We start from the raw sequence: 19,635 nt of genomic DNA on the forward strand, positions 1-19,635 counted from the left end.
CGTGTCGGTTCGCTCACCGCCCCACCCCCGGGCTCGCCCCACGCCCCGGACCCGCCCTCAGATGGCGCGTCACGGCGATCTCGGCGTGCGGGTCGACGGACTCGTCGTCGCGCACGAGGAGGTCGTCGAGGGTGTGTCGCACCGCCCCAGTGTCCATCCCCGCGCCGATGACGACCAGGTCCCCGCCCGATGCGCGACCTCGGTGGCGGGTCACGTCGACGAAACCGCCGACGGCGTGCACCACCACCGGCTCGCCCCGGCCCGGCAGGTGCACGACGCCCTTGATCCGGTAGGTCCCGGTCGGTGGGCGTTCGAGGAACGCGGCGAGGCGGCGCGGGTGCAGCGGTCCGGTCGCGGCCAGCGCCACCGACGCGTAGCGGGCGTGCGCGTGGTCGGTGTGGTCGTGGTCGTGCGCGTCCTGCGCCAGCAGGTCGGCGAGCTCGAGCTGTCGCGGACCGTCGTCGCGGCGATCGGGGACGTCGAGCAGCAGTGCGGGATCGATGCGCCCGTCGAGGACCTCGGTCACCGCGGCGGTCGGGTTGGCGGCCCGGACGTCGGCGAGCACGGACTGTCGCCGCGCCTCGTCGACCCGGTCGGTCTTGCTCACCGCGACCAGGTCGGCGACGGCGACGTGCCGGTCGATCTCGGGGTGGTCGGGACGCAGCGCGCCGACGTTCTCGGCGTCGACGACGTAGACGAGGCCGCCGTACCCGATCCGCGGATCGGCGCTCGAGGTGATCATCCGGACCACGGCGACGGGCTCGGCGAGTCCGCTGGTCTCCACCACGATCGCGTCGAGCGCGGCCGACGGCGACACCAGACCGGCGAGCACGTCACCGAGGGTGTCGGCGTCGGCGGTGCAGCAGATGCAGCCGTTGCCCAGGCGGACCGCACCATCGACCGAGCCGGCGACGAGCAGCGCGTCGACCGAGACCGCACCGAAGTCGTTGACCACCACACCGATCCGCGCGCCCGACCGCAGCAGGTGGTTGACCATCGTCGTCTTGCCCGCACCGAGGAAGCCGGACAGGACGATCACCGGTACCGCGGTCACGGGCGCCCCTGCGCACACGTCGTGCACAGCACGACCTGGTGGCGATCGTCCACCGCGACGTCCACGACGGAATCGCCCGGCGCACCGCAGAGTTCGCACACCCCGACCACCGCCGCGTCCTCGGAGAAGCGAAGGGCGCCGCGCCGGTCGAAGACGTACATCGCGCCCTCCCAGAGTCCACCGTCACCGAGATGCCGGCCGTATCGGGCGATCCCACCGTCGAGCTGGTAGACCTCACCGAACCCGCGTTCCACCATCAGCGCGCTGAGGACCTCACACCGCACCCCACCGGTGCAGTAGGTGACGACGGGTCGATCACGGAGGTGGTCGAACTCGCCCGCGTCGAGCATGGCCGTGAGATCGGTGGTGACGCGGGCGGGTGGGCTCACCGCGTCGCGGAAATGTCCGATGCGCGACTCGATCTCGTTGCGGCCGTCGAAGAACACCACGTCGTCACCGCGCTCGGCGACCAGCGCGTGCAGTGCGTCGGGGTCGAGGCGCGCCCCTCCCCCGACGACTCCGTTCTCGTCGACGCGGATGTCCGGCCGGCCGAAGGTGACGATCTTAGGCCGCACGCGCACCGACAGCCGCGGGAAGTCGTCGGCACCGCCGTCGGACCATGTGACGTCGGCCGCGGCGAACGGCGCGTACTCCCGCGTCGCGCGGACATAGCGTTTGACGGCCCGGATCTCCCCTCCGACGGTGACGTTGATCCCGTGCGGCGCGATCACGATCCGTCCCCGCAGGTCCAGGGCGGAGCACAGGGTGTGTTGCCAGAGGCGGACCGCCTCGGGGTCCGGGAGCGGCGCGAAGACGTAGAACAGCACGATCTTCGACTGCGACACGCGAGCCAGGATACGAACCGCCGGCGCAGCTAAGCTCGCCGGCATGACGCAACCCCCGTACGGAGAACAGCCCCGATACGGTGACCAGCCCCAGTACGGTGATCAGCCCCAGTACGGGGACCAACCCGGCTTCGACAAGCAACCCGCGTACGGACAGCACCCCCAGTACGGTGGGCAACCCCCGTACGGCGGGCAGCCCCAGTACGGCGCACCCACGCCGCCGGTCTACGGCTACCCGATGGCGCGGCAGACGAACGGCAAGGCGATCGGGGCACTGGTGTGCGGGATCGCGGGGCTGGTGACGTGCCTGTTGTTCCTCGGCATCCCGGCGGTCGTCCTCGGCAATCTCGCACTCGGCGAGATCGACGACTCCCGCGGTCTGCAGGACGGCCGTCAGATGGCGGTGGCCGGGCGGCTCCTCGGGTGGGTGGCGATCGCGTTGATGATCCTCGGGCTGCTCGCGCTGCTCGTGATCCTCGTCGTGGCGGCCGCCGCCACCCCCTGAGGCGGCGCGACGTCAGGCGGTGCGCGACCGCCCGGTGGACTGTCCGCGACCGCGGGTTGCGCCGCCTGATCGCGACGAGCCGCCCGACCGGCCGCTGCCGCCGGCGGAGTGGCCGCCGCCGCCCGAGCGAGCCGAGGCACCTGCGCGCCCGGCGCCGCCGCCGCGCGCCCCGCGGCGGCGACCCGACCCACTGCGGTTGCCCGCCGAGGCCGGTCGCGACTGCGTGTGGGTGACGGTGACCGGCGGAGGCGCGATGCGCTCGGCCTGGTCGCCGACGAGGTCGGTCAGCACACGGGAGCCCGCGGTCACGGGTGTGATGTCCACGCGGATGCCGGCGCGACGGAGCAGCTTGGTCAGGTCACCGCGCTGCTCGGGCAGGGCGATCGTCACGACGTCGCCGGAGGCACCCGCCCGGGCGGTGCGCCCGGAGCGGTGCAGGTAGGCCTTGTGTTCCGACGGCGGGTCGACGTGGATGACCAGCTCGACGTCGTCGACGTGGACACCGCGGGCCGCGACGTCGGTCGCGACGAGGACGCGGACCGAGCCGTCGCCGAACGCTGCCAGGTTGCGATCGCGGGCCGCCTGCGACAGGTTGCCGTGCAGGTCCACCGCGGGGATCCCCGACGCGGTCAGCTTCTTCGCGAGCTTCTTCGCCTGGTGCTTGGTCCGCATGAAGAGGATCCGGCGACCCGTCCCGCCCGCGAGGGCCTCGACGACATCGGTCTTCGTACCGGTGTCGGGGACCTGGAAGACGTGGTGGGTCATGGCCTCGACGGGCGAGTTCGCCTCGTCGACCGAGTGCAGCACCGGCTGGTCGAGGAACCGCTTCACCAGGGCGTCGACGCCGTTGTCGAGGGTGGCCGAGAACAGCAGTCGCTGCCCGCCGCGGGGTGTGCGCCCGAGGATGCGGGTGACGACCGGCAGGAAGCCGAGGTCGGCCATGTGGTCGGCCTCGTCGATGACAGTGACCTCGATGTCGTCGAGGGTCAGGTGTCCCTGGCCCATGAGGTCCTCGAGCCGACCGGGGCAGGCGACGACGACGTCGACGCCGCCGTTGAGGGCGTCGACCTGACGCTTCTGGTTGACGCCACCGAAGATGGTCGTGAGTCGCAGGCCGACCGAGGACGCGAGCGGCTCGATGACCGCGGCGATCTGCGTCGCCAGTTCGCGGGTGGGCGCCAGCACCAGCGCCCGCGGCCGACCGCGCCGGCGGGTGGGGCCCACACCGTCGGCCGAGATGCGGGCGACCAGTGGGATGGCGAACGCCAGCGTCTTGCCCGATCCCGTCCGACCGCGACCGAGCACGTCGCGACCCGACAGCGCGTCGGGAAGGGTGTCGGTCTGGATGGGGAACGCCTGTGTCTTGCCGTCCGCGGCGAGAGCCGACACCAGTGGTGCGGGCACGCCGAGATCAGAGAAATTCGTCGTCATGATGAGAAAGCCTTTCCGGCGCGCCACCGATGACGCGCATCGCCCGACACGAGATCGCGGGCGGAGATGATCTGTCACAGCCTACGCGACAGCCGGCCGATCCTCGTCGCGGCCGAGAGTCGCGTGGGACACATCCGCGAATGGTCCCACTGATGCACGTTCGTGCGACAAATGGACATCGCGCGCTATTTCTGTACACCTGTAGCGGACTTCTCGGTCGCATTGATCGGACATTTTTTCAGGTTGTCGCGACACATTGTGATGCGTCATTGCTGATTTCTTGAACGTCCACTACCTTTTGTGTCGAGTACCCCAGAACTGTCCAGAAGGGACCATTTCGGCGCATGGCCAAAAAGCAGATCGTTCAATTCATCGACGACATTGACGGAAAGGTTCTCGAGGAGTTCGAGACCGTCCGGTGGTCACTGGACGGCAAGCAGTACGAGTTCGACACCTCGCCGAAGCACGCGCAGCAGTTCCGCGATTCGCTGACCAAGTACGTCGAGGCGTCGCGCGCCGTCACGGGCAGCCGGGGCGGTCGTCGTGCGGCGGCACCGGCGGCGAGCAACGGCGGGACGCGGTCGAAGGAGCAGACGCAGGCGATCCGCGACTGGGCGAACAACAACGGGTTCACCGTCAGCGAGCGGGGACGCATCCCGATCAACGTCGTGGAGGCGTTCGAGGCGGCGCACTGACACAGCCCCACCCCGGACAGACCACGACGGCCGGTTCCCGCATCAGCGGGAACCGGCCGTCGTGTGTCGGGTGGAGCTAAGGGGACTCGAACCCCTGACCCCCACACTGCCAGTGTGGTGCGCTACCAGCTGCGCCATAGCCCCGTGTCGCCTCGCGGCGACCCGATCGAAATTACACCACCGCTTCGACGCCGACCAAATCCCTGGTCAGCTGGACGAATCGTTCGCCAAGAGCGAGGTGAGCCAGCCCGGACCGTTCAACACGTTGGCCACCGGCTTGCCCTCGCTGAGGACGGTGGGGGTACCCGCGTCGCCGCCCAGCGCCTTGCTGAGCTGCGTCAGGGACTGCTCGGCGTCGGCCTTCGCCGCGTCCACGCGCGCGCCCGACGAGATGCACTGCTGGGTCTGCTGCGAGGCGCCGACGGAACCGGCCATCGCGGCGAGTTCCGCGTTGTCGGGGTCGTCGCCACCCTCCGCGGGCTGCTGCTCGAACAGCTTCGTGTGGTACTTCAAGAACTGGTCCGCGCCGCCGGCCTGGGCGACACACAGTGCCGCACCCGCGGCCCGCGAGGAATAGTCACCCGACCCCGAGTTGCGGTCGAGAAAATTGAGGATGTGATAGCGCACGCGAAGCTTTCCGGCATTCGCGGCGTTGATCATCGCCTGCCCCGACGCGGACTCGAACTGCTTACAGTAGGGGCACTGGAAATCCTCGAACACGTCGATCGTGTGCGGGGCGTCGGCTTTCCCGATGATCAGGCTCGAGTTCTGCGCGAGCACTGCCTGGTCCGCGCTGCCGCCCTTGTCACGTTGGCTGTTCCAGATGATCCCGCCGATGACGACCACCGCGATGACGACGATCGCGACGCCGGCGAGAAGGTAGGTCGCCCGACTGGAGGTGCGGCTGGGCTGATACTTCGCGCTCACGCGGGGACGACGGGATTCGTTCACGCCCGATACGGTAACCCCGCCCGGCTGAGAACCACCTGTGGGTACGGCACCCCCGGGTCAGCCGCGCAGAGCCCCGTCGACGAGCGCCTGCGCCTCGTCCTGGACCGCGGCGAGATGTTCGGGACCCTTCATCGACTCGGCGTAGATCTTGTAGAGGTCCTCGGTGCCCGAGGGCCGCGCCGCGAACCACGCGTTGTCGGTCACGACTTTCAACCCGCCGATGGCGGCACCGTTGCCAGGGGCCTCGGTGAGGACCGCCGTGATCGCCTCGCCGGCGAGGGTGTCGGCGGCGACCTGCGACGCCGACAGCTTCGACAGCACCGCCTTCTGCTCGCGCGTCGCCGGGGCGTCGCGGCGGGCGTAGACCGGGTCGCCGAAACGTTCCACGAGGTCGGCGTAGTGCTGCGACGGCGACCGACCCGTGACGGCCAGGATCTCCGAGGCCAGCAGCGCCATGATGATGCCGTCCTTGTCGGTCGACCAGACCGATCCGTCCTGCTGCAGGAACGACGCGCCGGCACTCTCCTCACCGCCGAAGGCGATGTCGCCCGAGAGCAGCCCGGGGACGAACCACTTGAAACCGACCGGCACCTCGATCAGCCGGCGCCCCAGTGCCCCGACGACGCGGTCGATGATGGACGAGCTCACCAACGTCTTGCCGACCGCGGCGGACGCGCCCCACCCCGGGCGGTGTGTGAACAGGTAGTCGATGGCCACGGCGAGGAAATGATTGGGGTTCATCAGCCCGGCGTCGGGGGTGACGATCCCGTGGCGGTCGGCGTCGGCGTCGTTGCCGGTCGCGATGTCGTAGGAGTCGCGGGCGGCGATGAGGGACGCCATCGCGTTCGGTGACGAGCAGTCCATCCGGATCTTGCCGTCGGTGTCGAGGGTCATGAACCCGAACTGCGGGTCGACGGTCGGGTTGACCACGGTCAGTTCGGCGAGGTTGTACATGAACCCGATCTCGGCCCAGTACCCCACGGAGGCACCGCCGAGCGGGTCGGCCCCGATCCGCACACCGGACGACCGGATGGCGTCCATGTCGAGCACCTGCTTGAGGTTGTCGACGTAGGTGGCGCTGAACGGGTACCGGACGACGTGGTCGTCGGTGAGAGCCCGTTCGAACGGCACACGGGCGACGGCGCCGACGCCCGAGCGGAGGATCTCGTTGGCGCGCGCGGCGATCGCGGAGGTGATGTCGGATCCGGCCGGGCCGCCATCCGGCGGGTTGTACTTGAACCCGCCGTCCCGGGGCGGGTTGTGCGACGGGGTGACGACGATGCCGTCGGCCCGCTCGGCGTTCGAGGCGTTGTGCACGAGGATCGCGTGACTCACCGCCGGTGTCGGCGTGTGCCGCTCGAGGTCGTCGATGGCGACGGTCACCTCGGCCGCGACGAGCACCTCGATCGCGGTCCGCCAGGCCGGCCGCGAGAGTGCGTGGGTGTCGAGGCCGATGAAGAGCGGACCGGTGATCCCCGCTCCGCGACGGTGTTCGACGATGGCGGCCGTCGTGGCGATGATGTGGGACTCGGTGAAGGCGCCGTCGAGGCTCGATCCCCGGTGCCCCGAGGTGCCGAAGACGACCTGCTGGGCGGGATCGTCGGGATCGGGGAGCCTGGAGTAGTACGCACTCTCGAGCGCCGCGATGTCGACGAGATCCTCGGGGAGTGCCGGTTGACCGGCTCGCGGGTGCGCCACCGATGGGATTCTGCCAAATCGGACGAGGATTAGTCTCGGCACCGCACGGACACGTCGGCACGAAGCAGGAAGGGAACGTTGTGACATCTCACGGACCCGCCGCTGCCGTGCTTGTACTGCCGGGTGGGACGGACGTGTCCCGGGAGCCCTTCTCGTGGCGGTCCCCGTCGGCCCTGCGGATGTACCCGTTCGCCGCGAGCATCGCGCTGCGCCACCCTCGTCGGGTCCGGGTCCGGCAGGTCGCCTACGACCTCTACGGCTGGAACGACGACGCCGCGCCCCTCGCGCCGGCCTGGGCGGCACTCGAACGCCTCGCGGCGGCGGCACCGGGCGTCCCGATCCACCTCATCGGTCATTCGATGGGCGGTCGGGTCGCGGCCCACCTGGCCGCCGACCCCCGCGTCCACGGGGTGCTGGCGCTCGCCCCGTGGTGGCAGCACGCCGACTGGCGCCACATCCGCGACGGCGTGCGCGTGGTCGCGATGCACGGCACCGCCGACACCCGCACCTACGCCTCGCGCACCGAGAAGGGCATCGACGAGCTGCGTGCCCGCGGTGTCGACGCGACGTACATCCCCGTTCCCGACGGCGGACACGCGATGCTCGATCACGTCCTCGACTGGCAGCGTACGGCGCTCGACTTCGTCGGCGCGGCGATCGCCGATCGCGCGACAGCAGGCCCGGTGTCGCCGTGAACCCGGGTTGGACCTACATCCCGCACACCGGCGGCTCCCTCTTCGACGTCCGACTCCTGCACGGTTGGTTCCCGATCGCCGTGTCGGTGCTCGCGGCACTGCTCGTGCTGGCCGCCGCCGCACGCCGGTCGAAGCGGTGGGGCATGGTCTGGGTGCCGATCGGGGTCGTCGCCGGCGGCATCGCCGCGGTCACGGTGTTCGGTGTCCTCGACGCCCGCGGGCTGGACCCCGCGTCGGCGCCGGCGAGCTTCTGGCTGTGGACGGTCGTGGCCGTCGGGCTCGTGGTCGCAGCGGTGATCGGCGTACGGACCGCACGCTGGTGGCAGAACGGCCTCACGGTGGTCGCCGTGCTGCTCTGCGTGTTCTGTCTGGCGTTGAGCCTGAACCAGTGGTCCGGCTACTACCCGACCTTCAGCCGTGCCTGGGCAGGCATCACCGACGATCCCCTCCCCCTCGAGACGACGCCGGATCGTCTGAACACCTTCCGCAACTCGCCCGCCGCGGCGAAGGAGGGACGGATCGTCACGATCGACGTGCCCAGCCGCCGCAGCGGTTTCCGCGCCCGCAGCGAGTACGTGTACCTGCCGCCCGCCTGGTTCGTCGGCGCCGAACCGCCGGCCCTGCCTGCGGTCGTGATGATCGGCGGGGTCATCAACACCCCGGAGGACTGGGTCCGCAGCGGCGAGGCGTTGCAGACGGTCAACGCCTACGCCCGCGACCACCGCGGGGTGGCACCGATCCTCGTGCTCCCCGACGTCTCGGGCAGCCTCACCAACGACACCGAGTGTGTCGACGGCCCGCGCGGCAACGTCGACACCCACATCGTCGACGAGGTCCGGCCGTACGTGATCGAGCGGTTCGGGGCGTCGCGGGCGGCCCGCAACTGGGCGGTCGTCGGCTGGTCGATGGGTGGGACGTGTGCCATCGATCTCGTCGTGCGCCATCCGGACGACTTCGCGACGTTCGTCGACATCTCCGGCGACGTCGCCCCCAACGTGGGCGACAAGCAGCAGACGATCAAGACACTGTTCGGGGGTGACGCGCAGGCCTGGGACCGCTTCGACCCGCGGACGGTGATGGAACGGCACGGTCCGTACACGGGGGTCGCGGGGTGGTTCATCTCCGAGGGGCGCAAGGGCCGCGACGGGCAGCTGCACTCGCCGCAGATCACCGCGGCGAAGCTGCTGGCCCCGGTGGCCCGCTCGGTGGGGATCGACGTGACCGAACGGTACGAGAGCGGCACGCACACATGGTCGTTCGGGGCGCTGGCCTGGGGCCAGGTCATCGCCTGGCTCCACGAACGCATCGACGACCCCGTCATCTGACGGGGTCGTCGACGGTGCCCTGACGGCTCCGACCGGGGATCGGTCGGGAACAGGTCAGTCGGGGATGTAGTCGAACGTGTCGGGGTTCGGGCCGGTGCGGCCGTCCTCGCCCTTGTCGAGCTTGTCGAGCGCCGTGAGATCGTCGTCGGTCAGCTCGAAGTCGAAGATGTCGAAATTGTCCTTGACGCGGCTCTCGGTCACCGACTTCGGGAACACAATGTTGTCGCGCTGGATGTGCCAGCGCAGCACCACCTGTGCGGTCGACTTGCCGACACGCTCCGCGATCTCGGAGATGGTCGAGTCGTCGAGGACCTTGCCCTGCGCGATGGGCGACCACGCCTCGGTCGCGATGCCGTGGTCACGGCCGTAGGCGCGCGCGGTGTCGTTGGTGAAGTACGGGTGCACCTCGATCTGGTTCACCGCCGGCACCACATCGGTCTCCTTCGCGAGACGGTCGAGGTGGTCGGGCTGGAAGTTGGAGACGCCGATCGACGTGGCGCGCCCCTCCTTCTGGAACTCGATGAGCGTCTGCCAGGTGCTGACGTAGTCGCCGTCGTAACGGGTCGGCAGCGGCCAGTGGATGAGGAACAGGTCGACGTGGTCGAGGCCGAGCTTTTCGAGGCTCTCGTCGAACGCCTTGCGCGCATCGTCGGGACGATGGAAGCCGTTGTTGAGCTTCGTGGTCACCCAGATGTCGTCGCGCGCGATCCCGCTGTCGCGGATGCCCTGTCCGACCTCACGCTCGTTGTTGTACATCTCGGCGGTGTCGATGTGCCGGTAGCCCGTTTCCAGCGCCAGGCGGGTGGCCTTCGCGGTGTCCTCCGGCTCGATCTGGAACACACCGAAGCCGAGCTGCGGGATGCTACGGCCGTCGTTGAGGGTGAGGTTCGGGACGGTTGCCATACGGCAGGCCTCCTCGGGGTCGGACACGGTCCGGATCTCGGACCGACGGTCTTGTCCAACATCCCCGCGGGGGCCGGGCATTCCGACGCCGCGGTCATCACCCCAGACGCGAGGCCTGTTCCGGAGTCGCTCCCCAGCGCTGGAAGTCGATCGCCGAGCCGAGATCCAGTGCCACCCACCGGCCGTCCTCGTAGCGGAACAGGACGCGCGCGGCCTGCGTGTCCGGCGGGGCGGAGCGGCCGGTCGCGAACGGGCCCGCGCACCGGATGGCCTCGAAGGCGACCGGCTTCGCCATGCGCGTGTAGATCTCGGTGGGCTGCACCGCCTCCAGCAACGCGGTCGGGGTGGCCAACGAGCAGTCGACGTCGGCGGCGGCGGGAGCAGGCGCGGCGGTGACCGTGGCCGTCAACGTGGCGGGTGGGAGTTCTCGTGTCGCGGTCTCCGTCTGCGTTGACTCCACCGCGTTCTCATCGGCCGCGGCCGTCGAGGTCGGCTCCGACGACGGCGCCGCCGTGCTCGACGACACGGTGGCCGTGGCGCTGCTCTGCGCGACGTCGGCGTCGTCGGACGACGAGCAGCCGGCGAGCGCCAGGACGACGGCGGCGAGCGGGAGGACAGCGGTGGCACGACGCATCGCGGAGTTCCTTTGTTCGACGAACGGATGACTTGTCCGATTCGTCGCCGTCGCCCGACTCGTCGTTACCGGTGGAGTCCGATTACGGCTGATCGCACGACACTCCCCCAGAACGAGAACCGCCCACCTGCGGTGATGCAGGTGGGCGGCTCGTCGGTGGAGCTGCCGGGAATCGAACCCGGGTCCTTCGTCGTGTCAGCAGGGCTTCTCCGTGCGCAGTCCGCTGAGCCTGTACTCGGATCTCCTGGTCACGCGAACAAGCCAGGATGACGATCCCAGTCGCTGTTGGTTGTCCCGTCCGACTCCGCGACCGAGCCGGACGGTGAGCCCCCTTGATGATGCCGGTACCCGGGGCGGGAGCACACCCGGGCCGACAGACTCACACTCGCTCAGGCGGCGAGTGCGAAGTCGCGCTGATGAGAATCGGCGCTTAATTGGTTGCTACGACGCTTACGGTGGTCTCTAGCCTGCACCGGCACGCTTCCCCTACATCGACGCACGCAGTCGAAACCGTTCAGCCCCGTGTAGGACCCGCCGCGTCTCCGAGGCGAGCACTTCAGTCTAACAAGCAACGAGGTGATGGTCATTCCTGTTTCCGTCCGCGTTCTCGATCCGGTGACCGACCTGGCCCCTGCGCTCGAGGTCGTCGCGGCCGCGTTCGCCCCGCAGGCACCGCAGGGGTCGCAGCCCGTCGAGGTCGGGCTGACTCGGGCACTGGTCGTGGGCGGTCACGTGCCCGGTCCGCTCGGCCTCGTCGCCGTGGGCGACGGTGCCGTGGTCGGGGTGGTCCTCGGCAGCATCGGACAGGTCGGAGGCACCGACGCCATCGGGCTCGGACCCCTCGCGGTGAGTCCTTCTCGGCAGTCGACCGGCGTCGGATCGGCTCTCGTGGACGCGGTTCTCGCCGCCGCCGACGCCGCCGGCTTCCCGCTGGCCGCGCTCCTCGGCGATCCCGGGTTCTACGCGCGTTTCGGGTTCGTCACGGCCGCCGAGCTGGGCGTCGAATCCCCCGACCCGGCGTGGGGCGGTCACTTCCAAGCGCGACGCCTGTCCGCGTGGACCGTCGATGCGCGCGGTCCGTTCCGCTACGCCGCGCCGTTCGACGACCTCTGAGGAGGGCGTACACAAACCGCACCGGCCGGCGTCGGCGACGGCATCGTGCATGCGCCGGTCTTCAGCGGAGCGGCTTGTGGACGGGCGTCACATCCCCTTGACGCGGCGGCCGAGTTCGCGGATCACGTCGCGACGGGCATCGCGTTCGGCGATGTCGCGGCGCTTGTCGTGCGCCTGCTTGCCGCGGGCGAGGGCGAGTTCGACCTTCACCTTGCCGTCGCTGAAGTACATCGACAGTGGGACCAGGGTCAGGTTCTGCGTCTGGAGCGTGCCGACGAGTCCGTCGATCTCCTTGCGGTGCAACAGGAGTTTGCGGTTGCGGCGCGGTGCGTGGTTGGTCCAGCTACCACTGCCGTACTCGGCGATGTGGAGGCCGCGCAGCCACACCTCGCCGTCGTCGATGGTGGCGAACGCGTCGACGAGAGACGCCTTGCCGTCGCGCAGCGCCTTCACCTCGGTGCCGACGAGAGCAATGCCCGCCTCGTAGGTCTCGAGGATCGTGTACAGGTGGCGCGCCTTGCGGTTGGTCGCGATGGCCTTGCGGCCCTTCTCCTTCACCACGGCGCACCTCCTTCACGGTTTCTCGGTCGACGCGGGTCGACGGTCCAGCCTACGCAGGGACCGGCGGCCCCGACGAATCCTTTAGGGTCCGTACCGTGTCCGACCGCCTCCCCCTCCCCCGACTGCGTCGTGCCGGCCCCGACGACGCGCCGGCGATCGTCGCGTTGCGTGACGGGCTCGCGCGGTGGCTCACCGACTCCGGCGTCAACCAGTGGCAAGAGGGCGAGATCACCGTCGAGCACGTCGCCGCGGGCGCGCGACTCGGCGAGTGGCATGTCGCCGAGGTCGACGGCGAGGTCGTCGCGTGCGTGCGACTCGCGTGGTCGGACCCGGACTTCTGGGGTGACGACGACGCACCCGCCGGCTACGTCCACGGGCTGATGGTCCGCCGTGACCACGCCGGACACGGCTGGGGACGAGCCCTCATCGAATGGGCCGCCGAGGCGACCGCCGCGGCCGGGCACGACCGTCTCCGTCTGGACACCGCCGCCCACAACACGACGATGGTCGACTACTACCGATCGCTGGGGTTCACGGTGCTCCGCGAGGCGGATCTCCCCGCGCAGTTCGGCCGGGACATGCAAATCGTGTTGTTCGAGCGGCGCCTCGACGTCTGACGAGCGGACACAACTCGCCGAGTGGGCCAAAAATCACCGTCGACCGTGCCGACATCACTCGCCGAGTGGGCTGATACCCGACGCCGAGCGCGCCGCGACTGCGGTCGGCGCCGATTTCTGGCCCGTTCGGAGTGGGTTGTGGCCCACTCGGCGGCTGGTTTTGGCCCACTCGGCGCGGTCGAGGCGGTGTCTGTCCGCCTCCTGCTCGATCAGATCCGGACGTAGAACCGCAGCGTGGCGTAACCGGTCACCGTGGCCAGTCCGAGTCCGGCCAGCAGCAACCACGGCGACACGAACACGACGTCACCCATGGTGATCCGCGCGAGGATGTTCACCCCGTAGAGGTCTCCGAGGGCTCTGTCGAAGAAGAGGACCTTCGCCGCGAACAGGCCCGCGATCGCGATCACCGACCCGATCAGCGCGGACACGACCGCCTCCAGCAGGAACGGGAGCTGGGTGTACCAGCGCGTCGCTCCCACCAGACGCATGATGCCGACCTCGGTACGCCGGGTGTAGGCGGCGATCTGCACGGTGTTCGCGATCAGCAGGATCGCCGCGAAGGCCAGCACCAACGCGACCGTGAACGCGGCGTTCCGCGCGCCGTCGAGGACGCTGAAGATGCGTTTCACCAGTTCTCGTTGGTCGAGGACGCCGTCGATGCCGTCCGCGGTGCGGAACTCGTCGAGCACCGGCCCGAACCGGTTCGCGTCGGACACGCGCACCTTGAACGACGCCGGCAGTGTGTTCTCGCGGATCATCGACGCGAGGTCGGGATCGTTGGCGAACGTCTTCGTCTTCGCGTCGCGGAAGGCCGCGGCCCGATCGATGTACTGCACGGACTCGACGCCCTGCGTCTGCTCGATCCGGGTGCGCAGCGCGGCGCACGGATCCGCCCGGCACTCCGGGTCGGCGTCGGCGACCTGATCGGAGATGAAGAACTGCATCTCGACGCGGTCGAGGAAGATGTCGCGGCTCTTGTCGGCCATCTGCACCACCAGCAGACCGCCGCCGAACATGGCGAGGGTGATCGCGGTGGTCAGCACCATCGCGGCGAACATCGTGACGTTGCGGCGCAGACCGTTCGCGACCTCGCTGACGATGAAACTCCATCGCATCAGCCGACCCCGTAGACGCCGCGCTGGTCGTCGCGGACGAGTCGCCCGAGGTCGAACTCGAGAACCCGACGCCGCATGGCGTCGACGATGTGGCGGTCGTGGGTGGCCATCACGACCGTGGTGCCCCGACGGTTGACACGGTCGAGCACGTCGACGATCTCCTCACTGGTGGTCGGGTCGAGGTTGCCGGTCGGCTCGTCGGCGAGGAGCAGCAGCGGCCGGTTCGCGATCGCGCGGGCGATCGCGACGCGCTGCATCTCGCCACCCGACAACTCGGTCGGCATGCGGTCGGCCTTGCCCGACAGGCCGACGTAGTCGAGCACCTCGGGCACCACCTTCTCGATCGTCGTGCGCGGCTTGCCGATCACCTCGAGCGCGAACGCGACGTTGTCGGCGACCGACTTCTGTTGCAGCAGACGGAAGTCCTGGAACACGCAGCCGATCGACTGGCGCAGCTGCGGGACACGGCGGCTCGGCAGCTTGGTCACGTGGAACCGGCCCACGTGGATGTCGCCGCTCGTCGGCTTGTCCTCCTTGAGGAGCAGTCGGAAGAACGTCGACTTCCCGGACCCCGACGGCCCGATCAGGAAGGCGAACTCACCCTTCTCGACCTCCAACGACAGCCCCTGCAGCGCCGGTCTCCCGGAGTTCTTGTACTTCATCGTGACGTTGTCGAGGCTGATCACGGCGGCCAGTGTAGCCACGGCCGACACCGCCCCCGGGGACCCGGAGGCCGCCCGCGCGCGTCACCGCGCCGGTGTCGTCGTGGGCGTCTGACCGGGGAACTGCAGGCCCGGGATCGTCGGGAACTGCAGGCCACCGGTGGTGGTCGTCGGGACGGTCTCGGTGCCCGTCGACTCGTCCTGCCCGTCGGTGGTCGTCGTCGTGCCGCTCGTCGAGGACGGCGCCGACGACGAGGTCGAGCGGCGGGTGGTCGTCGTCTCCGGGACGTACTCCTCCGTCGTCGACGGGGTGGTCCGGGGCGCGGCGGTCCTGGTCGCATCCGCGGCGTCGACCTGGGCGTAGTGGTCGACGCGCTGCCCGTAGAGCGCCAGCAGTCCGACGAACAGCAGCACCATGACCGCCGTCGTCGTGCGGACGCGACCGCCCAGCAGATGCCTCGGGATGCGCGACCAGAGAGTGCGCTTCGGATCGTGGTCGTCCGTCGGGGTCTGCGATCGATCGTTCGTGTCGGGGCTCATGAGGACCGCCTCGAGGAGTCGGGTGCGGGTTGGTCGGACTCGGTCCGGGTCTCGCCGACGCCGGACGGGGTCATGGCGCCGGTCTCGATGCGTTCACCGCTGGCGAGGGCGATGCCGGCCCGGCCGAAGGACCGCACGATCCGGGCGCGCAGGTCGCGGCTGACCTCGAACTGCTTGCCCGGCAGGGTGCGCGCGACCATGCGGACGGTGAGGTTGTCGAGCTCGACGTCGGTGACGCCCATCGACGACGGCTCGTCGAGCAGCAGCGGACGCATCCGTGGGTCGGCGAACGTCTGCTGGCCCACCTTGGTGAGGATCTCGTTGACGCGTCCCATGTCCGCGCCGACGGGCAACGGGATGTCCACGACGGAGCGCGCCCAGTCCTTGGAGAGGTTGATCGCCTTGACGATCTGACCGTTCGGGACGGTGATGACCTCACCGTCGGAGGAGCGGATCCTCGTGACCCGCAGTGTCACGTCCTCGACGGTCCCCTCGGCGGGCGGGATGCCGCCGGTCACCGCGAGTTCGACGACGTCGCCGAAGCCGTACTGCTTCTCGGTGATGATGAAGAACCCCGCGAGCAGGTCCTGCACGACGCGCTGTGCGCCGAAACCGAGCGCGGCACCGAGAACCGTTGCTGGCGCGACGAAGCCGGTGATCGGCACGCCGAGGGCCTTGATGATGTTGAACGCCGCGACGATGTAGACGATCACGATCGCGACCCAGGAGATCACTTGGGCGAGCGAGTGCCGGTGCTTGGCCGTCTCCGACCGCACCAACTCGTCGGACTCCGTGAAGTTGCGGTCGATGCGGGTGGTGATCCGGCTGGTCGCCCACTGGATGAGGCGCGTCAGGATCAGCGCACCCAGTACGAACAGGACGATCTGCAGACCTTGCAGCGACAGGGCGCGGATCAGGCGGTCGGACCCGGGGGGCGACCCGACGGCGAGGAACAATACGTCGTGCACAGGTCCCCTCTCAGCTCTGCGCGGAGGCCATCCGCCAGCGGATGCCCGACTCGATGAAGCCGTCGATGTCACCGTCGAGGACCGCGGTGGGGTTGTTGACCTCGTACTCGGTCCGCAGGTCCTTCACCATCTGGTACGGGTGCAGGACATAGGACCGCATCTGGTTGCCCCAGCTGCTCCCGCCGTCGCCCTTGAGGGCGTCCATCTCGGCGCGCTCCTCCTGGCGCTTGCGCTCGAGGAGCTTGGCCTGCAGCACGCGCAGCGCGACCGCCTTGTTCTGCAGCTGGCTCTTCTCGTTCTGACAGGTCACGACGATGCCCGTCGGGATGTGGGTCAGACGCACCGCCGAGTCGGTGGTGTTGACCGACTGCCCGCCGGGCCCCGAGGAGCGGTAGACGTCGACGCGGAGGTCGTTCTCGTCGATGTCGATGTGGTCGGTGGTCTCGACGACCGGCAGCACCTCGACCTCGGCGAACGACGTCTGGCGGCGTCCCTGGTTGTCGAACGGACTGATGCGCACGAGGCGGTGCGTCCCCATCTCGATCGACAGGGTCCCGTACATGTACGGGGCCTTCACGGCGAACGTCGCGCTCTTGAGTCCGGCCTCCTCGGCGTAGGAGGTGTCGTAGACCTCGACGCCGTACTTGTGCTTCTCGGCCCAGCGGATGTACATGCGCATCAGCATCTCGGCCCAGTCGGCGGCGTCGACGCCACCGGCGCCGGCGCGGATGTTGACGAGGGCGTCGCGAGCGTCGTACTCGCCGGCCAACATCGTCTTGACCTCCATGGCCTCGATGTCGGTGCGGAGCGAGGCGCGCTCGGCGTCGGCGTCGGCCAGACCCGCGGTCCGCGCGTCGCCCTCCTCGTCCTCGGCGAGTTCGTAGAGGACGGGCAGGTCGTCGAGACGGCTGCGGAGTTCGCTGACGCGGCGGAACTCACTCTGCGCGTGCGACAGCTCCGAGGTGACCTTCTGGGCGTTCTCCTGGTTGTTCCAGAGCTCGGGATCGGCCGCCTCGTGCTCGAGCTCGGCGATGCGCCGGGAGAGCTCCTCGAGGTCGAGGACCTTCTCCACCGTGGTGAGGGTGGCGTCGAGGTTCTCGATGTCGGTCTGGACGTCAGGTTGCACGGTGGTTCAGGCTACTGGTTCCCCGGTGGCGGTCCGGCCGACGCAGGGGCTGTCGGCCGATCGCGGTGCGCTCAGGCCGCGGGCGGGACCTCCAGCGATCCGAAACGCCAGCTGGTCTCGGCCTTGCCCGGCTTGTAGACGACGGGCATGTCGGTGCCGATCTTGGGCCACGGGGAATCCGCTCCGAGGACGAGATGCCCGTAGACGTCGGTCGGCGGGGTCTCGGGACCGATGATGGTGCCCGAGACCGTGCAGAACATGTCGCCGTTCTTGTCGCCCTGCTCGGCCTGGTCGGACACACCGGTGACGGTGAGGGTGCCCTCGACCAACCCCGCGGTGCCACCGCCGAACAATCCCCCGCCCGCGGCGCGGCCACCTGCGGCACGTCCGCGCTGCCACTGCAGGACGAGCACCACCAACAGGATCGCGAACATGATCGTGAACGCGATGGAGAGCACCGCGGACCTCCTCTCGCACACCCGCTCGGGCGTGTCTTCTACCGTACCGGGCATGCCCTCGACCCCCGATGACCTGCGGCTCGCGCTCGCGCTGGCCGACGTCGCCGATGCGATCACCCTCCCGCGGTTCGGCGCGCTCGATCTGCGTGTCGACGACAAACCGGACCTGACGCCCGTCTCCGACGCCGACCTCGAGGCCGAACGACGACTGCGCGCCGAGCTGGAACGCGAGCGTCCCGGCGACGCCGTCCTCGGCGAGGAGTTCGGGGGCGACGCCGTGCTCCGTGGTCGCCAGTGGGTGATCGACCCGATCGACGGGACGAAGAACTTCGTCCGCGGCGTACCCGTGTGGGCGACGCTGATCGCGCTCGTCGAGGACGGCACGCCGACCGTCGGCGTCGTCTCGGCCCCTGCGCTGGGCAGGCGGTGGTGGGCGGCCGCAGGCCTGGGGGCACACACCCGCGGTCCCGACGCGACCGAGCGTCCGATCGAGGTCTCGGGCGTCGCCGACCTGTCGTCGGCGAGTTTGTCGTTCGCGAGCCTGAGCGGCTGGGCGGAACGCGGACTGCGCGATCGGTTCATCGCCCTGACCGACACGGTCTGGCGGGTGCGCGGCTACGGCGACTTCTTCCACTACTGCCTCGTCGCCGAGGGCGCCGTCGACATCGCCTCCGAGCCCGAGGTCTCGCTCTGGGATCTCGCGCCGCTCGACGTCCTCGTCCGCGAGGCCGGGGGGACCTTCACCGCACTCGACGGCTCGCCCGGTCCCCACGGCGGCAGCGCCGTCGCCACCAACGGGGCCCTCCACGAGACGGTGCTCAGCGCGCTCCGTCCCTGACCGCACCTCGACCCGCGCCGACCTCGGGAACCCGCGCCGCGCACGGCGCGGATCTGCGGACGTGGCGCGGGTCAGCGGGCACGGCGCGGGTCAGCACGCTCGACGCGGACCGCCCGGATCGGCGCCGACCCGCGTCCGGTCAGGGAATTCGCGCCATGCACGGCGCGGATCTGCGCGCTCGGAGCGGATCCGTCGTCCGGGGCTGCGGACTGCGTCGCGCGACTAGGCTGATCACATGCGCGTCACACACTTCGGACACTCCTGCATCCTCGTCGAGATCGACGGCACGACAGTCCTGTTCGACCCCGGTGTGTTCTCCGACGGGTTTGCCGGGATCACCGGACTCGACGCGATCCTCATCACGCACCAGCACTTCGATCACGTCGACGTCGACCGTCTGCCGGACCTCGTCGCGAACAACCCGGACGCGGTGCTCTACGCCGATCCGCAGACCACCGAGCAGCTCAACGGCGACTCGGTTGCCGGGTCCTGGACCGCCGCCCACCCCGGTGACGAGTTCGCCATCAAGTCGGTGACGGCACGCATCCGCGGCGGCAAACACGCCATCATCCACCCCGACATCGCCCAGATCGACAACGTCGCCTACCTGCTCGGCGACGACGCCACGCCCGGCAAGCTGATGCACCCCGGCGACGCGCTGTTCGTGCCCGAGGAGGACGTCGACGTGTTGGCCATCCCCACGGCCGCACCGTGGATGAAGCTCAGCGAGGGCGCCGACTTCCTCCGGGCCGTCGCGCCGCGCGCGGCGTTCCCCATCCACGAGGCCGTCCTGTCCGACGGCGGCCGGGGCGCCTATTTGTCGATGCTGGAGGGCCTCAAGGGTTCCGACACCGACTGGCGCACCCTCGACAGGGAGAACGCGCTCGAGATCTCCTGAGCG

The 19,635-nt window shown here is 69.6% G+C and carries 22 protein-coding genes, 1 tRNA gene and 1 other RNA gene; 8 read left to right on the forward strand and 16 right to left on the reverse strand.

Annotated features, from left to right (window positions below):
* Positions 1-13 precede the first annotated feature (13 nt).
* Positions 14-1,054, reverse strand: a complete 1,041-nt coding sequence (locus Q1A98_RS06700) for a GTP-binding protein (protein ID WP_299571179.1) — start codon at positions 1,052-1,054, stop codon at positions 14-16.
* The gene (locus Q1A98_RS06705) at positions 1,051-1,899 is read right to left on the reverse strand and encodes a rhodanese-related sulfurtransferase (RefSeq protein WP_299571181.1); all 849 of its coding nucleotides are present in this window, start codon (positions 1,897-1,899) and stop codon (positions 1,051-1,053) included. The genes Q1A98_RS06700 and Q1A98_RS06705 overlap by 4 nt, the downstream gene beginning before the upstream one ends.
* A 43-nt stretch (positions 1,900-1,942) precedes the next feature.
* On the opposite strand from Q1A98_RS06705, the gene Q1A98_RS06710 reads away from it, so the two are divergent.
* Entirely contained in the window at positions 1,943-2,404 is a 462-nt protein-coding gene (locus Q1A98_RS06710; RefSeq protein WP_299571184.1) for a DUF4190 domain-containing protein, read from the forward strand.
* 12 nt (positions 2,405-2,416) lie between these two features.
* Here the strand turns inward: Q1A98_RS06710 and Q1A98_RS06715 are convergent, their stop codons facing one another.
* A complete protein-coding gene (locus tag Q1A98_RS06715; RefSeq protein WP_299571187.1) occupies positions 2,417-3,835 on the reverse strand; it encodes a DEAD/DEAH box helicase in 1,419 nt (472 codons plus the stop codon).
* Between the two features lie 344 nt (positions 3,836-4,179).
* Here Q1A98_RS06715 and Q1A98_RS06720 point away from each other — a divergent pair, with 344 nt between their 5' ends.
* Positions 4,180-4,530 carry an Lsr2 family protein gene (locus Q1A98_RS06720; protein ID WP_299571190.1) on the forward strand — a complete coding sequence of 117 codons (351 nt, stop codon included), beginning with the start codon at positions 4,180-4,182 and terminating at the stop codon, positions 4,528-4,530.
* A gap of 71 nt (positions 4,531-4,601) precedes the next feature.
* Here the strand turns inward: Q1A98_RS06720 and Q1A98_RS06725 are convergent.
* From Q1A98_RS06725 to pgm, 3 genes are all read right to left on the reverse strand, one after another.
* Positions 4,602-4,674: transfer RNA gene (locus tag Q1A98_RS06725), tRNA-Ala, on the reverse strand.
* A 63-nt stretch (positions 4,675-4,737) separates the two neighbouring features.
* Positions 4,738-5,481 (reverse strand): thioredoxin domain-containing protein, encoded by a 744-nt coding sequence (locus tag Q1A98_RS06730; RefSeq protein ID WP_299571192.1) that lies wholly within the window; start codon positions 5,479-5,481, stop codon positions 4,738-4,740.
* 57 nt (positions 5,482-5,538) lie between these two features.
* Complete coding sequence (gene pgm, locus Q1A98_RS06735; RefSeq protein WP_299571194.1) at positions 5,539-7,179, reverse strand: phosphoglucomutase (alpha-D-glucose-1,6-bisphosphate-dependent); 1,641 nt, start codon at positions 7,177-7,179, stop codon at positions 5,539-5,541.
* A gap of 80 nt (positions 7,180-7,259) precedes the next feature.
* Here pgm and Q1A98_RS06740 point away from each other — a divergent pair, with 80 nt between their 5' ends.
* Entirely contained in the window at positions 7,260-7,874 is a 615-nt protein-coding gene (locus Q1A98_RS06740; protein ID WP_299571197.1) for an alpha/beta fold hydrolase, read from the forward strand.
* Positions 7,871-9,199 carry an alpha/beta hydrolase-fold protein gene (locus Q1A98_RS06745; RefSeq protein WP_299571200.1) on the forward strand — a complete coding sequence of 443 codons (1,329 nt, stop codon included), beginning with the start codon at positions 7,871-7,873 and terminating at the stop codon, positions 9,197-9,199. The genes Q1A98_RS06740 and Q1A98_RS06745 overlap by 4 nt, the downstream gene beginning before the upstream one ends.
* A 54-nt stretch (positions 9,200-9,253) precedes the next feature.
* Here the strand turns inward: Q1A98_RS06745 and Q1A98_RS06750 are convergent, their stop codons facing one another.
* The 3 genes from Q1A98_RS06750 to ssrA all read right to left on the reverse strand — a co-directional run bounded on the left by Q1A98_RS06750 (position 9,254) and on the right by ssrA (position 11,258).
* Positions 9,254-10,102, reverse strand: a complete 849-nt coding sequence (locus tag Q1A98_RS06750; RefSeq protein WP_299571203.1) for an aldo/keto reductase — start codon at positions 10,100-10,102, stop codon at positions 9,254-9,256.
* A 97-nt stretch (positions 10,103-10,199) separates the two neighbouring features.
* On the reverse strand, positions 10,200-10,736 hold the full coding sequence (locus tag Q1A98_RS06755; RefSeq protein ID WP_299571206.1) for a hypothetical protein: 537 nt from the start codon (positions 10,734-10,736) through the stop codon (positions 10,200-10,202).
* Positions 10,737-10,890: 154 nt separating this feature from the next.
* Positions 10,891-11,258, reverse strand: a transfer-messenger RNA (tmRNA) gene (gene ssrA, locus Q1A98_RS06760).
* Positions 11,259-11,315: 57 nt separating this feature from the next.
* Between ssrA and Q1A98_RS06765 the strand changes: the two genes are divergently transcribed.
* The gene (locus Q1A98_RS06765; RefSeq protein WP_299571208.1) at positions 11,316-11,849 is read left to right on the forward strand and encodes a GNAT family N-acetyltransferase; all 534 of its coding nucleotides are present in this window, start codon (positions 11,316-11,318) and stop codon (positions 11,847-11,849) included.
* An 87-nt stretch (positions 11,850-11,936) separates the two neighbouring features.
* On the opposite strand, the gene smpB is transcribed toward Q1A98_RS06765, so the two are convergent.
* The gene (gene smpB / locus Q1A98_RS06770) at positions 11,937-12,407 is read right to left on the reverse strand and encodes an SsrA-binding protein SmpB (protein WP_299571847.1); all 471 of its coding nucleotides are present in this window, start codon (positions 12,405-12,407) and stop codon (positions 11,937-11,939) included.
* A 98-nt stretch (positions 12,408-12,505) separates the two neighbouring features.
* Here smpB and Q1A98_RS06775 point away from each other — a divergent pair, with 98 nt between their 5' ends.
* On the forward strand, positions 12,506-13,027 hold the full coding sequence (locus Q1A98_RS06775; RefSeq protein ID WP_299571211.1) for a GNAT family N-acetyltransferase: 522 nt from the start codon (positions 12,506-12,508) through the stop codon (positions 13,025-13,027).
* A 209-nt stretch (positions 13,028-13,236) separates the two neighbouring features.
* Here the strand turns inward: Q1A98_RS06775 and ftsX are convergent, their stop codons facing one another.
* The 6 genes from ftsX to Q1A98_RS06805 form a co-directional block, all read right to left on the reverse strand.
* Positions 13,237-14,142, reverse strand: a complete 906-nt coding sequence (ftsX, locus tag Q1A98_RS06780) for a permease-like cell division protein FtsX (RefSeq protein WP_299571214.1) — start codon at positions 14,140-14,142, stop codon at positions 13,237-13,239.
* The gene (ftsE, locus tag Q1A98_RS06785) at positions 14,142-14,828 is read right to left on the reverse strand and encodes a cell division ATP-binding protein FtsE (protein WP_299571217.1); all 687 of its coding nucleotides are present in this window, start codon (positions 14,826-14,828) and stop codon (positions 14,142-14,144) included. Before ftsE ends, ftsX begins: the two co-directional genes overlap by 1 nt.
* 60 nt (positions 14,829-14,888) lie before the next feature.
* A complete protein-coding gene (locus Q1A98_RS06790; RefSeq protein ID WP_299571219.1) occupies positions 14,889-15,344 on the reverse strand; it encodes a hypothetical protein in 456 nt (151 codons plus the stop codon).
* Positions 15,341-16,261 (reverse strand): mechanosensitive ion channel family protein, encoded by a 921-nt coding sequence (locus Q1A98_RS06795; RefSeq protein WP_299571850.1) that lies wholly within the window; start codon positions 16,259-16,261, stop codon positions 15,341-15,343. Before Q1A98_RS06795 ends, Q1A98_RS06790 begins: the two co-directional genes overlap by 4 nt.
* Before the next feature lie 61 nt (positions 16,262-16,322).
* A complete protein-coding gene (prfB, locus tag Q1A98_RS06800) occupies positions 16,323-17,438 on the reverse strand; it encodes a peptide chain release factor 2 (RefSeq protein ID WP_299571221.1) in 1,116 nt (371 codons plus the stop codon).
* Positions 17,439-17,509: 71 nt separating this feature from the next.
* A complete protein-coding gene (locus tag Q1A98_RS06805; protein ID WP_299571852.1) occupies positions 17,510-17,872 on the reverse strand; it encodes a hypothetical protein in 363 nt (120 codons plus the stop codon).
* 76 nt (positions 17,873-17,948) lie between these two features.
* Between Q1A98_RS06805 and hisN the strand changes: the two genes are divergently transcribed.
* Both hisN and Q1A98_RS06815 read left to right on the forward strand, forming a co-directional pair.
* Positions 17,949-18,734, forward strand: coding sequence for a histidinol-phosphatase (gene hisN, locus Q1A98_RS06810; RefSeq protein ID WP_299571224.1), 786 nt, complete (start codon positions 17,949-17,951; stop codon positions 18,732-18,734).
* Between the two features lie 235 nt (positions 18,735-18,969).
* The gene (locus Q1A98_RS06815; protein WP_299571225.1) at positions 18,970-19,632 is read left to right on the forward strand and encodes an MBL fold metallo-hydrolase; all 663 of its coding nucleotides are present in this window, start codon (positions 18,970-18,972) and stop codon (positions 19,630-19,632) included.
* Positions 19,633-19,635 lie beyond the last annotated feature (3 nt).

Source organism: uncultured Williamsia sp. (assembly GCF_947494875.1).
Classification (GTDB): Bacteria; Actinomycetota; Actinomycetes; order Mycobacteriales; family Mycobacteriaceae; genus Williamsia_A.